The 15,137-nt window shown below is 60.0% G+C and carries 12 protein-coding genes; 11 read left to right on the top strand and 1 reads right to left on the bottom strand.

Going from position 1 to position 15,137, the window contains the following annotated elements:
- Nucleotides 1-10 precede the first annotated feature (10 nt).
- Nucleotides 11-820, bottom strand: a complete 810-nt coding sequence (locus ACQY1L_RS21440; RefSeq protein WP_430244351.1) for an IclR family transcriptional regulator — start codon at nt 818-820, stop codon at nt 11-13.
- A 132-nt stretch (nt 821-952) separates the two neighbouring features.
- Here ACQY1L_RS21440 and ACQY1L_RS21435 point away from each other — a divergent pair, with 132 nt between their 5' ends.
- The 11 genes from ACQY1L_RS21435 (at nt 953) to ACQY1L_RS21385 (ending at nt 15,112) form a co-directional block, all read left to right on the top strand.
- A complete protein-coding gene (locus ACQY1L_RS21435; protein WP_430244349.1) occupies nt 953-2,044 on the top strand; it encodes a succinylglutamate desuccinylase/aspartoacylase family protein in 1,092 nt (363 codons plus the stop codon).
- Nucleotides 2,034-2,972, top strand: a complete 939-nt coding sequence (locus tag ACQY1L_RS21430) for a threonine ammonia-lyase (protein WP_430244347.1) — start codon at nt 2,034-2,036, stop codon at nt 2,970-2,972. Before ACQY1L_RS21435 ends, ACQY1L_RS21430 begins: the two co-directional genes overlap by 11 nt.
- Before the next feature lie 165 nt (nt 2,973-3,137).
- Nucleotides 3,138-4,157: a sugar ABC transporter substrate-binding protein gene (locus ACQY1L_RS21425; RefSeq protein WP_430244345.1), complete on the top strand. Its 1,020-nt coding sequence runs from the start codon at nt 3,138-3,140 to the stop codon at nt 4,155-4,157.
- 115 nt (nt 4,158-4,272) lie between these two features.
- Nucleotides 4,273-6,849, top strand: coding sequence for an ATP-binding cassette domain-containing protein (locus ACQY1L_RS21420; RefSeq protein WP_430244343.1), 2,577 nt, complete (start codon nt 4,273-4,275; stop codon nt 6,847-6,849).
- Between the two features lie 60 nt (nt 6,850-6,909).
- Nucleotides 6,910-7,884 carry an ABC transporter permease gene (locus tag ACQY1L_RS21415; RefSeq protein WP_430244341.1) on the top strand — a complete coding sequence of 325 codons (975 nt, stop codon included), beginning with the start codon at nt 6,910-6,912 and terminating at the stop codon, nt 7,882-7,884.
- Nucleotides 7,881-8,690 carry a creatininase family protein gene (locus tag ACQY1L_RS21410; protein WP_430244339.1) on the top strand — a complete coding sequence of 270 codons (810 nt, stop codon included), beginning with the start codon at nt 7,881-7,883 and terminating at the stop codon, nt 8,688-8,690. Before ACQY1L_RS21415 ends, ACQY1L_RS21410 begins: the two co-directional genes overlap by 4 nt.
- Complete coding sequence (locus ACQY1L_RS21405) at nt 8,687-10,213, top strand: aldehyde dehydrogenase family protein (RefSeq protein WP_430244337.1); 1,527 nt, start codon at nt 8,687-8,689, stop codon at nt 10,211-10,213. The genes ACQY1L_RS21410 and ACQY1L_RS21405 overlap by 4 nt, the downstream gene beginning before the upstream one ends.
- Nucleotides 10,214-10,266: 53 nt before the next feature.
- Entirely contained in the window at nt 10,267-10,653 is a 387-nt protein-coding gene (locus ACQY1L_RS21400) for a RidA family protein (protein WP_430244335.1), read from the top strand.
- A gap of 45 nt (nt 10,654-10,698) precedes the next feature.
- Nucleotides 10,699-12,414 carry a GMC family oxidoreductase gene (locus tag ACQY1L_RS21395; RefSeq protein ID WP_430244333.1) on the top strand — a complete coding sequence of 572 codons (1,716 nt, stop codon included), beginning with the start codon at nt 10,699-10,701 and terminating at the stop codon, nt 12,412-12,414.
- Between the two features lie 214 nt (nt 12,415-12,628).
- Nucleotides 12,629-13,564 (top strand): MurR/RpiR family transcriptional regulator, encoded by a 936-nt coding sequence (locus ACQY1L_RS21390; RefSeq protein ID WP_430244331.1) that lies wholly within the window; start codon nt 12,629-12,631, stop codon nt 13,562-13,564.
- Between the two features lie 291 nt (nt 13,565-13,855).
- Nucleotides 13,856-15,112, top strand: a complete 1,257-nt coding sequence (locus tag ACQY1L_RS21385; RefSeq protein WP_430244329.1) for an ABC transporter substrate-binding protein — start codon at nt 13,856-13,858, stop codon at nt 15,110-15,112.
- The last annotated feature ends 25 nt before the right edge of the window (nt 15,113-15,137 follow it).

Below are 15,137 nucleotides of genomic sequence, written 5' to 3'. Positions count from 1 at the left end.
TCGTCTACTCTCAATCGGGTAACAGCTCACCCGGCGGTCGAACACGGTTAGAAAGCTTGGCGGATATGCGATCGCAGGCCGCCTTCAATACGTGGACGGTGTGCTCATGTCGACTTTCCCGGGTGTGACGATTGACGTAGGCGATGATGACCGCGGCCACGGCGTTGCCGTCTGTGCCAAGGATCGGGCAGCAGATGTCGGTAATGCCAACGAAATCGCGGCTTTCGCGCAATTCGTAGCCCCGGTCGCGTATGCGCGTCAGATGGGCCGACAACGCAGCCCTGTCGACCGGCGACGTCGCATGGGCATCGCATTCGCCGAGGATACGCTCAGCCATGTCGGGCGCCTGGAAGGCGAGCATGACCTGGCCGGAAGTCGAATCCGAGGCGAGGCGGCCATAGCCGAGCCGCAGGGTAAACGACATGTCCTCGCCTCCCGGCACGGCCGCCGTCACGACTGTCAGGCCATGATTGATCACGACAAGGTGCGGCGACTGTCTTGTGTCATGGGCAATCCTGGAAAGTTCAGGCATGACCGCCGTAATCAGGTCCTGCGCGCTCGGCGTATGCAGGCCGAGCTTGAACAGCCGGTCGGTCAGGCAATAGGCATCCGTCTCCGGATCGCGGGTAATGTATCCCCGTTCCTGCAAGGCAACCAGCATCCGGAAAATCTCGCTCTTCGAGCGGCCGAGACCATCGGCAATTTCCTTCATGGTCAACGGGTTGCGCGCTTCCGCCAGAAGCTCCAGAACCTCCAGCCCCTTTGTCAGTGCAGGGGCCGAATATGCAGGTTTTCCCGCCTCGATTGCGGTTTCGTTCATCAGTCGAATCCTTGTCATCACGGCAACCATATTAAAGTTCCGACCATATTGTCATTTGTTTCATATGCAAACTTGACTCCATATATAAAACTGTCACACTCACCTCAACGAGAAAAAAGACGAGTGGGCGCGATGACAAATCTGACAGCGATGAAGGCCGGTCAGGCCGTTCGCAAGGTGGCGACACCTCGGCGCAACAGCGTCTTCACCTCAATCGATCTCGACCGCGACGGGAAGCAGATCGGCTATTTCAATGTGCCGCAGTCACCCCACGATGATGCCTGGGGTTCGGTTCAGGTGCCGCTCGCCGTCGTCAAGAATGGAGAAGGCCCGACGGTGCTGATCGAGGCTGGCAATCACGGCGATGAATACGAAGGCCCGATCGCGCTTGGCGAATTGTTGCGCGAGATCGATCCCGCCGACATCCGTGGTCGCATCATCGCCATTCCCGCCATCAATGTGCGCGCCGTCGAGGCTGGAACGCGGACTTCCCCGGTCGACGGGCTCAACTTCAACCGCAGTTTTCCGGGAGATTTCAACGGAACGCTGACGAACCAGATCGCTGCTTATGTAAACGACTGCCTGTTTCCTATCGCCGACTACTTCCTCGACCTGCATTCCGGCGGCTCCTCGCTGATGATCCTCCCAAGCGCCATTATCGAGCCGTCACCGACGCCTGACGGCCATCGCCGCAACATCAGGGCGACGCTTGCGTTTGGGGCGCCTACGGTGGTGATGGTCGACAATCTCGGCGAGACCCGCACCTCGACTGCCGCAGCCAACCTTCAGGGCCTGATCGTTATCGGCAGCGAAATGGCCGGCGGCGGTCTCGTCAGCCAGGATGCGCTGGCCATATGCCGCCGCGGCATCCGCAATGTCCTCAAACATGCCGGCGTCCTGCAGGGCAAGGTCGAGATCCCGGCGAGTGCCAATGCGCGCGTCCTCAAGGTTCCGGGGGCCGAAGGTTACATCATCTCGGATGAGGATGGCGTATTCGAGCCGATCACCGAACTGGGAACCGTGGTGAACAAGGGCGATATCGCCGGCCGGATCCACTTCCTGCGTACGCCGCAACGCGAGCCGTTGGTGCTGTACCACCCGATCGACGGCGTAGTCTTCGCCAAGCGTCACCCCGGCCGCGTTCGCCCCGGTAATTGCTGTTTCGTCCTTGCCAACGAATATCCCGAAGCACTGGCTGAAGAGGAGGTCGGCCATGAGCGTTGAGAGCATCAAAGCCGCCGCAGAGCGCATCAAGCCTTTCATCCGCAAGACACCCATGTTGCGGCTTTCCCATTGCGCCGGGGCGGAGCTTCCGCAGGAATTCCACCTGAAGCTTGAGTGCCTCCAGATCAGCGGCTCATTCAAGATCCGGGGCGCCGTCAACCGGGTGAAAACACTTGCGCCCGAACAGCTCGCCAACGGGCTCGTGGCCGCCTCGGGCGGTAACCATGGACTGGCAACCGCCTATATGGCACGCCAGTCAGGCGTGTCGGCGACGATTTTCCTGCCGACCAATGCCAGCCCGATCAAGGAGCAGAAGCTCAGGAAATGGGGGGCCGACGTCCGCTATTCAGGCTCCGTCTGGGACGAAGCGCATGAGGCGGCACAGGCCTTCGCCAAAGATTGCGGCGCCTTCTACATGCACCCATTTGCCGACGATGCGATCGTTTCGGGGCAGGGGACTGTGGCGGTCGAGATGCTGGAACAGGTGCCGGATGTCGATCTCTATATCGTTGCGATCGGCGGTGGCGGACTGATCACCGGCATGTCGCAGATCATCAAGGCGACAAACCCGAAAGCCCGCATCATCGGTGTGGAGCCGGTCGGCTCGCCGACGCTGCATGCCTCTTTTGCTGCCGGCAAGGTGGTGCGCCTGCCGCAGATCACCACCCGTGTCGCCACCATGGCCTGCGGCCGTACCGACGAAAGCATCTACGAGATCGCCCGCCAACATGTCGATGACATCGTTCTTATTGAAGACGAAGACATGCAGCGTGCTGCCGAACTCCTGTGGTTCGAATTCGGCATTGCCGCCGACCTGAGTGGGGCGGCCTCGCTTGCCGCGCTGATGTCGGGTGCTGTGAAAGCGCAAAAAGGAGAAAGAATTGCCGGCCTGGTTTGTGGCGCCGGCGTGGACGGCCTCGGCGCCTGAGGAGCGTCAAGGCCAAATGACGATGCGCACCGCGATGATGCGGAACGCGATCGCCGACACCGCTGCCTGAGGCAGCGGACCTGATCGGTCAATACCGACAAGAGGCGGAAAACGCCCGAAATGCCACCATCCAATGAACTGCTGATGGCAGAGGAGAACGAAAACATGCGTAGCATTCTTAAAGCATCCGTCGCGCTGGTCGCGCTCGCAATGGCAACCCCGTCCATGGCACAGGAAAAGGTTTTGGGCCTTGCGGCAATCGATCTGCAGAATTCCTTCTACGTCCGGATGAAGGAAGCCGGCGACGTCGCGGCCTCCGATTACGGTGTCAAATCCACCTGGCAAAGTGCCGAAGGCAGCCTGGAAAAGCAGGTGGGCATCATAGAGAACTTCATCAATCAGGGCGTCAGCGCTATCCTGATCGATCCAATAGACAAGAACGCCGTCGTTCCCGCCATCGAAAAGGCAACCGCCGCCGGCATTCCGGTCATCACCATGGGCAACAAGGTCGAGGCCGGCGCAAACTATTCGACGCTCTATCCCGACTATAACAACATGGCCATGGTGGCACGCGCCATCGGAACCTCGCTTGGCGGCGAGGGTGAAATTGCCCTTCTCGTCGGCTCGCGCGGCAATTTCGTCTCCGACACCCGCGAAAAGGGCTTTGTCGAGACGATGCAGAAGGAATTCCCCAACATCAAGATCGTCGGTGTCGAACCCACCGGCTGGGACGCTGCCAAGGCGACCAACGCCGCCCAGACCTGGCTGACCACCTATCCAGACCTGAAGGCGGTTGCCTGCATTTCCGACAGCCTTTGCCTGGCAGCCGATTCCGTCGCTGCCGCGATGGGTAGCGAGCTCATCTATGGCGGTTATGACGGCGACGCCGAGATGAAGGACCTGATCGACAGCGGCAAGATGGTGATGGACGTCATGACCGGCGCCTACCGTGTCGGCTACTGGAACGTCGCAGTCGCCGCCCGCCTCGCCAAGGGTGAGGACCTTCCCAAGGATCTCTACATGCCGACCTATTTCGTCACCTCCGACGAAACGGCCGCAAAGCTGAAGTCCTCCGGCCTGACCGTCGACTATATCAACACCGAAAAGCAGGCCGTCGAGGCCAAGAACTATACCGAACAGCTCGGCCCGAAAGTGCCGGCATCGGCCATGACTGTCGGCAAGTAAAGCCGTCATGGAATGACCGGTGCTTCCCAACCTGCACCGGTCACTTCAATCCATAGTTGCTTGCACATCGCTTCTACCGCGGCGATCGGTGCACACCTTTTGATGGAGGTCGCACGTGTCACACTCCCGGATCATATCCCTATTGCGCCACAACGAACCGGTTCTGGTCGTCGTGCTCGTGGTCGCGATCTCCGTTTTCGGCTGGATCGACCCTCGGTTCCTTTCAGCTGGCAATTTCGTCAGTATCGCTCAGCAAAGTGCTGTGATCGCACTTGTTGCCTTCGCCATGACTGCGGTCATCATCGCCCGAGGAATCGACATTTCCGTTGGCAGCACGCTTGCCTTCGCATGTGTTGCGGCAGGCATAGTTTTCGCGTCGACAGGTTCGGCGACGCTGACCCTGATCGCAGCCATTGCCAGCGGTGCGCTGATCGGACTGCTCAATGGTTTGCTCATCGGTTTCGCCGGCATCTCTCCCTTTATCGCCACACTGGCGACAATGGCTTTCGCCCGCGGGCTTTCGCTTAGCCTGTCAGGCGCATCGAGCTTGCCAATAGCCGACCCCGCCGTGCTTTATGCGGGAAGTGCCACGGTCGGTCTGCTGCCGGTCTCGGTGGTGATCGCCGGTATTGTTCTCTGTGTCTGGTGGTTCGTACTCCGCCGCACCGTCTATGGTCGCTGGATCTACGCGATCGGTGGCAATGCCGAGGCCGCACGCGTCTCTATGGTGCCGGTCGAACTCGTGCGCATCTCGGTCTACCTGATCGCCGGCGCCACTGCAGGCCTCGGTGCTATCCTGACCATTGGACGTCTTGGTTCGGCCCAGCCGCTCGCCGGAACCGGCCTTGAATTCACCGCTATCACCGCTGCCATCATCGGCGGTACCAAACTTTCTGGTGGCAGAGGCTCCATCTGGGGCACGGCCATCGGTGCGCTGCTGCTGGGTGTGATCAACACCGGCCTTTCGTTCCTGCAGGTGCCGCAGATTATCATCTACTACATTACCGGCGCGCTGATCGTCGTCGCCGTGCTGACCAGCCAGCCCGAGACCATCACGCGGCTCGTTGGCTCAATGCGGCGCCGTGCGAAAGCCGCCGGATCAGCAGCAGCGGCAGTCGCGGCGGAAACCGATGGCGAAAAGCATTCGATCACGCTCAGCGGCATCGGCAAGATCTTCCCCGGCGTCAAGGCACTCGACGGTGTTTCCTTCACTGTCACTGCCGGCGAAGTGGTGGCGCTTGCCGGTGAGAACGGTGCCGGCAAATCGACGCTGGTCAAGTGCATCTCCGGCGTCTACCGCCCGGACGAAGGCCGGCTGCTTGTCGATGGAAAGCCCGTGACGTTCGCGTCTCCCAACGATGCCAAGGGTATCAGCGTTATCCATCAGCATTTCAGCCTGTCACCGGACTTGACGGTGGCCGAAAACATGTTCGTCGGTCGCGAACCTCGCACCGCTTTCGGCCTTCTCGACCGTCGCCGCATGCGACGCGAGGCACGTGCGATCATGTCGGAACTTTCGCTTGATATCGACGTCGATGCAGAACTGCGCACGCTTTCGGTCGGTCGCCAGCAGATGGTGGAAATTGCCCGCGCCGTGCTGGCCGACGCCTGGTTCATGGTCATGGACGAGCCGACAAGTGCGCTTTCCAACCGTGAAAGGGATCAGCTCTATACGCTGATCGATCGGCTGAAGGCGCGGGGTGCCGGCATCCTCTACATCTCCCACAAGATGGAGGAGATCTTCAACCAGTGCGACCGCGTCGTCGTGCTGCGCGACGGCAAGTTCATTGGCGAGCGCAAGACCGCCGAGACGGACGAGGCCGAGATCGTCTCGATGATGGTTGGACGTGAGGTCGGAGACATCTTCCCGCATCTTGAGGCCGAGATCGGCGAGGTCGCGGTCAAGGTCAACAACATCTCCAATGGCAAGCTGTTGCATTCCGCCTCGCTGCACGTCCGCTGCGGCGAGATCGTCGCACTGGCCGGTCTGATGGGCAGCGGCCGTTCCGAGGTACTGCGCCTGATTGCCGGGCTTGATACCATCCAGGAAGGTACGCTCGACGTGTTTGGCGAGCGCCAGGCCGGTGGCAATCTGAAAGCCGCTAATCGCGCCGGCATCGTCTACATCCCCGAAGATCGCCATCTCGAAGGTTTTGTCGGCACCATGTCGATCCGCGACAACCTTTCGCTCGCCTGGATGCGTGAGCACAGTCGGTTCGGCATCCTGCCCATGGCCGGCATCGGGCGGCTGGCGCGAGAATTGATCGCATCGCTTGGCGTGCGCCCGGCGCAGGCCGACAAAATGACGATCGAACTCTCCGGCGGAAACCAGCAGAAAGTCGTGATCGGCAAGTGGCTGGCCACCAGGCCGCGCGTCATTCTCCTCGACGAGCCAACCCGCGGGGTCGATGTCGGCGCCAAGTCCGACCTGCATCACCTGATTGCCAAACTCAAGCAACAGGGCGCGGCGATCATCATGGTCTCGTCCGAGCTACCCGAAGTTCTGGGTGTCGCAGATCGCATCGTCGTCATGTGCGAGGGCCGCTCGATCGGCGAACTGAAGCGCGGCGCCACCGAGGAGGACGTCATGGCGCTTGCCTTCGGTGAAAATCACCGCCGCGTCGGCACGCCTCGGGCAGAACGCAGTGCGGCACCCTCCGTCGGTCAGTTCTCCATGGAGGCCACAACGTGATTAGAGCTGCGTCTCCCTCTCATTCCTGCATATCTCGACTGGGTAGAAGGATGAACTGACATGATTTCCTCCCGCAATCTCGCCTTGAAGAAGGTTCTCGACCTTTCGCCGCTGATCCTTCTTGTGGCCCTTATGGCGATCTTCGCCGTCGTCGATCCGCGCGTGGTTTCCAGCCAGAGCCTGATCAACATCGTATCGCAGGCGACGCCGATCGCAGTCCTGGCGATCGGAGCGCTGATCGTCCTTTTGACTGGCGGTATCGATCTGGCCGCCGGCGTCGGCGTGGCCTTCTGCGCCGTGTTGATCGCAAGCCTGATCGATGCGGGTTTCGGCCTGCCGGGCTCGCTTGCGATCGGTCTTGCTGCGATGCTGATAGTCGGCCTCGTCAACGGCCTTGTCATTTCATTGCTGAAAATTCCGCCTTTCGTCACCACGCTGGCGGCCATGGTTGTGCTGCAGGGAGCAACCCTTGCCGTCGCCTCCAAGGGCGTGTTGATGCTGAAGGATCCGACGCTGCGCTTCATCGGAATCGAGCGCAGTTTCGGAATTCCCCATGTGATCTTCGCCACGCTCGCGATCGTGATCGCCGCGGCCGTCCTGATGCGTCTGACCCGCTTCGGTTTGCGCACTTATGCACTGGGTTCGGATGCTGGAGCGGCAGCACTCGCGGGCATCCCGGTGACCCGTCACACGATCCTGATCTACACCGCGTCAGGCCTGTTCGTCTTTTTGACGGCGGTGGTGATGATCAGCCGAGTGCCGGTGGTGACACCGAATATCGGCGGCACCTCGCTGCTGCTCGATGCGATCGCTGCGACCGTGCTGGGCGGCACAAGCATTTTCGGTGGTCGTGGCACCGTCTGGGGCACGGTGGTCGGTGCCCTTATCGTCAGTCTGCTGACCACGGCGCTGCGCATCTTCGGTACCGATCCGTCGAGCCTCGAACTCTACAAGGGCGCGATCATCATGGCGGCACTTCTGGCGGATACCGGCATGACCTATGCCAAAACCCGTCTGCTGGAGCCGGCGCGATGAGCCAGCCTCTGTACGATTTTTTTGCGCAAGGTCCGTCGTCTTTCGGGTGGATGACTTCACCGGACGCAGCATATCTCGTCGGTGAAGGGACCAACCGGCCGGTGGCGCTTTTGCCGACCGGCGCCGTGGAGCAACACGGCCCGCACCTGCCGATGGGGCTTGATATCTGGCTTGTCTCGGCCGTCGCCAACGCCGCGGCCGAGGGAGAGCGCGGCATCCGGGTTTGCGAACCCTTTGCTTATGGATCGTCGCAGCATCATCGCGCCTTTGCCGGTACGATGAGCCTCAGCCCGCAGACCTTCATCGCCGTCTTGGTCGATCTCTGCACTTGCCTGTGGGAGGATGGCTTCCTGCCGGTGATCATCAACGGGCATGGCGGCAACCGCGCGGCGATCCAGGTGGCTATCACGACGCTCGGCCGTCAAGGCGTGGTTTCGGCAGGTTTTTCCTATTTCGATCTGATTGCGGACGTCGCGTCCGAGGTCCTGCCGGATCATGCCGGCGGAACGGGACATGCCTGCGCGCTTGAAACCTCGCTGATGATGCATGTCATCCCCGAAAGCGTGCGCGAAAACCTGATCCCCGAAGGAGGAACGCCACCTTCGTGGCCCGATCCGCATCTCTATGCCGGGCCGGCAGTCACCGTCTGGCGGCCATTCGAACAGATCCGGGACAATGGCGTCATAGGCACGCCTTCGGAAGCCTCACGCGAGGCCGGCGAACGTCTGTTTGTCGAAGCGGTGCGGCGCAGCCGCGAAACCATACTCAAGATTCAATCGGAATACGGTCAAAGGAGCATCCCATGACGGTCCAGTTCAAATCCTCTCTCGACGGCCCCAACCTGCGCGGGATGCCTATCGTAGCTGAGCCGTCCACGGGGCTTCGTGTCGGCATCAACCGTATCGGTTCGCAATGGCTGCCCGGCAGTTCCGGCAAATTCCTGAAGATCGACAGTCCCTCGACGGGCGAGGAGCTCGGCTATCTCGCGCTTTCCACCCGCGCCGATGTCGGCCGTGCTGTCGAAGCGGCTAATGCCGCGCGTCCGCTGATCTCCAAGATGGGCGTTTTCCAGCGGGCGGCGCTCTGCATGAAGATCGCCGACGAGATCGACCGTCGTACCGACGAGCTTGCCCGTCTTCTCTGCCTCGAACAGGGCAAGCCGTTTCACAGCGAAGCAAAAGCCGAGGTGGGCGCCGCCTCGCTCGGTTTCCGCAATGCTGCCGAGCAGATGAAGTGGCTGGAAACGGCCGCTTTTCCGGTCGCCGATGCCAACAAGCGAGCATTCTCCTTCCTGCAGCCGAAGGGCGTACTCGCCATCATCACGCCGTGGAATTTCCCGCTCGGCCTGCCATGCCTCTATTATCTCGGCCCGGCGGTCGCGACAGGCAACACGGTCGTCTGGATTCCGGCGCCGACCACCTCGTTGATCGCCGTCGCATTGATGGAGTGCCTCATCGAGGCAGGCCTTCCCGATGGCGTCATCAACCTCGTGCTCGGCGACGGTGCGGAAGTGGGGGACGAGGCTGTCATTCATCCAGGTACGCACGCGATCGGCTTCACCGGCAGCTCCGTCACTGGTGGCATCATTGCCCGCCGTGGTGCCGGAAAGCCGCTATTGCTCGAAATGGGGGGCAACGGCCCGACCATCGTGCTGCCGGATGCCGATATCGATCTCGCCGCCGAACTCGTCGGCGCGGGTTGCTTTGCCAATGCCGGCCAGATCTGCACCGCGACCGAACGCATCCTGGTGCACAAGTCAATCCACGACCGCTTCGTCGAGGGGCTGATCAAGGCCGCCGAGAAGGTGCGCATGGGCGACCCCTTCGACCCATCGACGACCATGGGGCCTGTCAACAACGCCTCTGCTCTGGACAAGATGCTGGAGCACATGAACGACGCCTTTGCGCGAAAGGCCGATGTGGTGAAGGGCGGCAGGATCGCTGCGGGCATGCCGACCAATCTCTATTTCGAGCCGACCGTCGTGACAGGCCTGACCCGCGACAGCCTGCTCAACAAGGAAGAGTCCTTCGGACCCGTAGCACCGGTTCTCACCTTCGAGACCGATGAGGAGGCGCTCGAACTTGCGGCTTCCAGCCCCTATGGTCTCAACGCAGCAGTCTTCACCAATTCCATCAAACGGGCTTTCTTCTACACGGAAAGCCTTCGTTGCGGCATCGTCAACGTCAACGAGAAGAGCTGCTACTGGGAGCCGCATATCCCGGCCGGCGGAGCTGCCGGCACCAATAGCGGGCTCGGCAGAACCGGCGGTCGACACACGTTGATGGAGATGTGCGATCTCAAGACCATGACGATCGACATCACCCGCTGACACTAGCCCGTAGCCGGCGCCAAGGCACGGTGAAGCATTGAGAGGAAAATATCATGACCATCATCAGGCACGGACTGGGCGAGGGCCGTGGTTCGGGCGGCCGCAAGCTTCCTTTTGCAAAGGCGGTGGAAGCCGGCGGCTGGCTGTATGTTTCCGGCCAGACTCCCATGCGTGACGGCGAAGTCGTTGGCAGCGGCATCGTCGAACAGGCCAAAATCGCCATCGAGAATATGCTGACCATCGTCAAGGATGCTGGATACCAGCCTTCCGACATCGTCCGCGTCGGCGTTTGGGTTGACGATGCACGTGACTTCTGGAGCTTCAACGGCGTGTTCGAGCAGTATTTCGGCGACAACCCGCCGGCACGCTGCTGCGTGGAGTCGCGCATGGTCGTCGACTGCAAGGTCGAGGTCGACTGCATCGCCTACAAGGCGCCCTGACCGGCGCATTTCTTCCAGACACCAATCGGCGCTTCGAGGACTGACATGAGCACTGCGGACACCATTCATGCGGACTATATTATCGTCGGAGGAGGATCTGCGGGCTGTGTCCTCGCATCCCGGCTGACTGAAAATCCCGGTATTCGCGTCATCCTGCTGGAGGCTGGCATGGACGCTGCGCGCCCGGAAGACTTTCCCGATCTCGCCAATCCCTATCCGGGTGTAGCCTATTCCAACCCCCGCTATACATGGAGCCTCAAGGCCTCCTATCGACATAGCGGTTCCAACCGACCGGAGACACAGGCAGCCCGCTATGAGCAGGCTCGCGTTCTGGGCGGCGGCTCGGCCATCAACGGCATCGGCGCCAATCGCGGCGCTCCTCACGACTATGACGAATGGGGTGAGATGGGGGTTGCCGGCTGGTCCTGGGAGGAATGCCTGCCGTATTTCAGGAAGCTTGAGCGCGACCTCGATTTCGATAACGAACTGCACGGCCAGACCGGTCCGTTTCCGATCCGTCGCCGTGGGGAGGTCCTGTGGACGCCCTTCACCCGCGCCATGCTGGCGATCTGCGAAAAGAAGGGCATTTCCTTTCTGCCCGACCAGAACGGTGTGTGGCAGGAGGGCCTGTTCGAAATGGCGGTCAACATGGACGAAAAGGCCCGTCGCGTCAGCACTGCCTGGGCCTATCTGACGCCGGACGTCCGCCGCCGCCCCAATCTCGAGATCCGCACGGAAACGACCGTCTCGCGCCTGCTGATCGAAGAGGGCAGGGCGACCGGTGTCACCGCGCTTCGTGCCGGTGTCCGGGAAGACCTTCGTGCGGCTCGCGTCGTACTCTCCGCCGGCGCGCTCGCCTCGCCCGCCATGCTGATGCGATCCGGCATCGGTCCGGCTACCCATCTGGTCGATTGCGGCATAGAGGTGCTGCGGGACCTGCCCGGCATCGGCCAGAACCTGATGGAACATCCCTCGGCAGGCCTCGTGCCGTTCCTGAAACCTGGCGCGCGTCAGAAGGGCGTGCCGGACTATCATATCCCTATCGGCTACCGCTTCTCCTCCGGCCTCGAAGGCTGCCCGGAGGGAGACATGCATATGAATTTCGTCACACGTGCCGCCTGGCATTCGGTCGGCCGTCAGCTCGGCTCGGTATTCTTCTGGGTCAACAAGTCCTATTCGCGCGGTCAGCTTCTGCTCGATCCGTCGGCGCCGGATGCATCGCCGCGTATCGATTTCCGCATGCTTTCGGATCGCCGTGACCTTGTACGTCTCGCCGATGCCTTCGAACGCGCGGTGCGCCTGACATCCGATCCTAGCCTCGGCTCCGTCGTATCCGGTGTCTATGCCGGCGGCATGTCCGAGATAGGCAAGCTGTTCTCGAAACCGTCGCGCCTTGGCGCTGCCGTCACGGCTATCGGCGCGGTCGGTCTCGATGCGATTGGCAATCTGCGCGAAAAGGCCTTCCCCTATATGCTCGCCAATTACGACGATCCGAAGCGACTTGCCGGCAACCGTGCCGAGCTCGAAGCCTATATTTCAGAAGTCGTCGGCGGTGTCTGGCACCCGTCCGGCACGTGCCGCATGGGAGCCGAAGGCGATCGGATGGCGGTCACCGGTGCATCGGGCAAGGTGCGGGGCATGGAGGGCCTCTATGTCTGCGATGCCTCGATCATGCCGACCATTCCTTGTGCAAACACCAATCTTCCGACGATCATGATGGCCGAAAAGATCGCGGATATACTCAAGTTTGAGGCAGCATGAGCCGGATCGCTCCACCCGATACATCGCCGAGGCAAGTTTTTTATTCTCAGCCACATCAAGCGTCTATCCGAGTAGATATGGCTTTCGAGGAGAAATGAGCTGCGTTCGATCGCCGGCGAAAGCTTTCGGTGAACCTTACGTCATGGGTTCCATGGGGCAGGTTTGTTGACAGGCCAGTGCTTTGGTTGGATTTTCTCCAGAAATTGGAGATCCGATGACGTTGAAACGATCAAGCACTATAACCGTCACACGCGCTGCCACTCGCACCAATGATAAAGCGAGAGCCCAGGACATTCTTGCGAAGCTGGTCGATACGCGTGAGGCATTGTCGAAATCGAACCGTCGGATCACCGATGCAATACTCTCCGAACCTCATCGCTTTGTCGAACTTCCAATCGAGGAGTTGACGACATGGCTCAATGTCTCTGCGCCCACGATTACGCGCTTTGCGCGTACGATCGGTTGTGACGGTTTGAAGGACTTGAAGCTGAAGATCATGGGCTCCGTGCGGGTCGGGATTCACTATCTCGAACCAATGACGCCTCCTGCCTCGATCGAAGAGGTCGCTGAGCGGGTCAGCAAGCGTGCACAGAAGACCATCGATGACGTAAGCCACGGGATTGATCTTTCTCAGGCCAGTCGCGTAGTCGATCTGGTAAGCCATTGTACGACGCTCTACGCTTTTGGCGGTGGCGGTGTATCCTCATGGTTGATCGAAGAGATTCAGAACCGCTTCTTTCGCCTCGGTATTCGCGTTATACCCTGCTGTGATCATCAGATGCAGTTCATGCTTGCCTCGACCGTCGACAAGCAGGATCTCGTTGTCTGCTGCTCTCTTACCGGAGAAAACAGCGGTTTGGAACGTGCGGTCTCAGTTGCACGCGAATACGGTGCAACGACCGTGGCGCTTGCTCCCAGCAATTCCAGCTTGGCGACAGCCGTTGATGCAGTCCTGGCCGTAGATAGCCCTCCAGACGACGACATCCTAAGCCCATCATCCATGCGATATGCCTACCTCATCGCGATCGATATCATCGCCTACAGTGTCGCGATCGCTCGAAATGACACCGGACGCGAAAAGCTACGGCGCTTGAAGCAGCAGCTGGCGACGTCCAGAGATAAGCCAGACGTGCAGCCGCTATGTGACTAAATATCAGCGGCTATTTTTTGCATTTTCTGATCAAAAAAATCGCATAATTTGAGATTGAGGCAAAGAAATGCAATAAAATGATCTGGAAGTAAAATTTCTATAGACAGCCTGAAAAAATGGCTCATAGTTATGGCTGTAGCGCATTGAGACGCCTGTAAGTCGACACGACACGGGAAAATTTAGTTTCTGCATATTCCGAGGGAACCGGAATACCGCTCCAACAAGCCATCGCTAAGGGGAACTAGCATGACTTCTTCGCTAGAACGAATACTCATGTCCAGACGCCACGTAATGAAAGGGATGGGAGGCCTCGCAGCTGCTTCCATGCTTGGCGGACGCGCCTTTGCTGCACCATCGACGGCCCTGACTTTTGCAGGCTGGCAGTATCAGCCTTCGATCGTCGAGGAAAACGTCAAAACTTTCATGAAACTATACGACGAGAACGTCGCTTACGAACTCATTTCCGGTGACTACCATCCGCTGGCTGAAACTAAGCTGACCGGCGGCCAGCATCTCGACATGCTTTATGCCGAAGAGAACTATATCGCGCGTTGGCATACGGCCGAATGGATCCGCAGCATCGAAGAGCTTCCGGGCGTGGATGAGATCAAGGCCGGCATGTTCCCGGTCAGTGTCCAATCCCTGTCGCTGCCGACGGGCGAACTGTGCGGCCTGCCGTACTATGCCGGTTACAACACCTTCCTGTACAACGAGGAGCATCTTCAGAAAGCTGGAGTCGAAGCGCCTGCCACTTGGGATGCGGTGCTTGAAACCTGTCGCAAACTCAAGGCCGACGGCATTTCCGATGCGCCGTTCCACGGCATGTGGCAGCAAAACTGGCCGAACATGTCATGGAACATGTTTGCCTGCTGGTATTCGGAGGGCGCGAAGGTCTTTGACGCGGACGGCAATTTCATCGACGAGCCGGCATTGCGAAAAATCCTCGAAGTGCACCAGACCCTTTACAAGGAAGGCCTCGTTACCGCTGATATCATGACGCTGCCAGGTGAAGGCGTGCCATCCTATGCTTCGGGCAGACACACTTTCATGGTTGTCCATGACTATAACCACAAGGTTGCCAACGACCCGGCTGTTTCCAAGATCGCCGGCAAGGTGCGCAATTCACTGATGCCCGGTGCCACACGCTCCACCATGGCCTGGACCGCCTCCTATCTGATGGGCGCACAACCCGTAGATGAAGAACGTGTTTGGAACCTGCTGAAGTTTTTTGGCGGCAAAGCAAGCGATGGCCAGTATCACGTCATCAAGCGCTGGGCGCTCGAGTTCGGCCTCGGCTCTGGCTACAAGGAAGTCATGGCTGATCCCGACATCGTCGAGAGCTTTTCCAAATGGCGTGATCTGAATGTGTCGTCACAGCAGCTAGGCATGGCGACGTCGCGTGCCATCGGCAAGGCCATCTGGTTCCCTGAATGGGATATGTTCATGATGCAGCAGGTGCAGGAATATATCCGCTCAGGCAGCTCGACGGACGAACTCGTCACGCGTCTGGCTGAAAAGGCAACCGAGCTCAAGTCTCAGTACCAGTAGAAACCGGATATCCGCAAAGTTGGAG

It is taken from the genome of Neorhizobium sp. DAR64862/K0K3 (assembly GCF_050500185.1).
Classification (GTDB): Bacteria; Pseudomonadota; Alphaproteobacteria; order Rhizobiales; family Rhizobiaceae; genus Neorhizobium; species Neorhizobium soli.
This window is presented reverse-complemented; position numbering and strand designations above follow the sequence as displayed.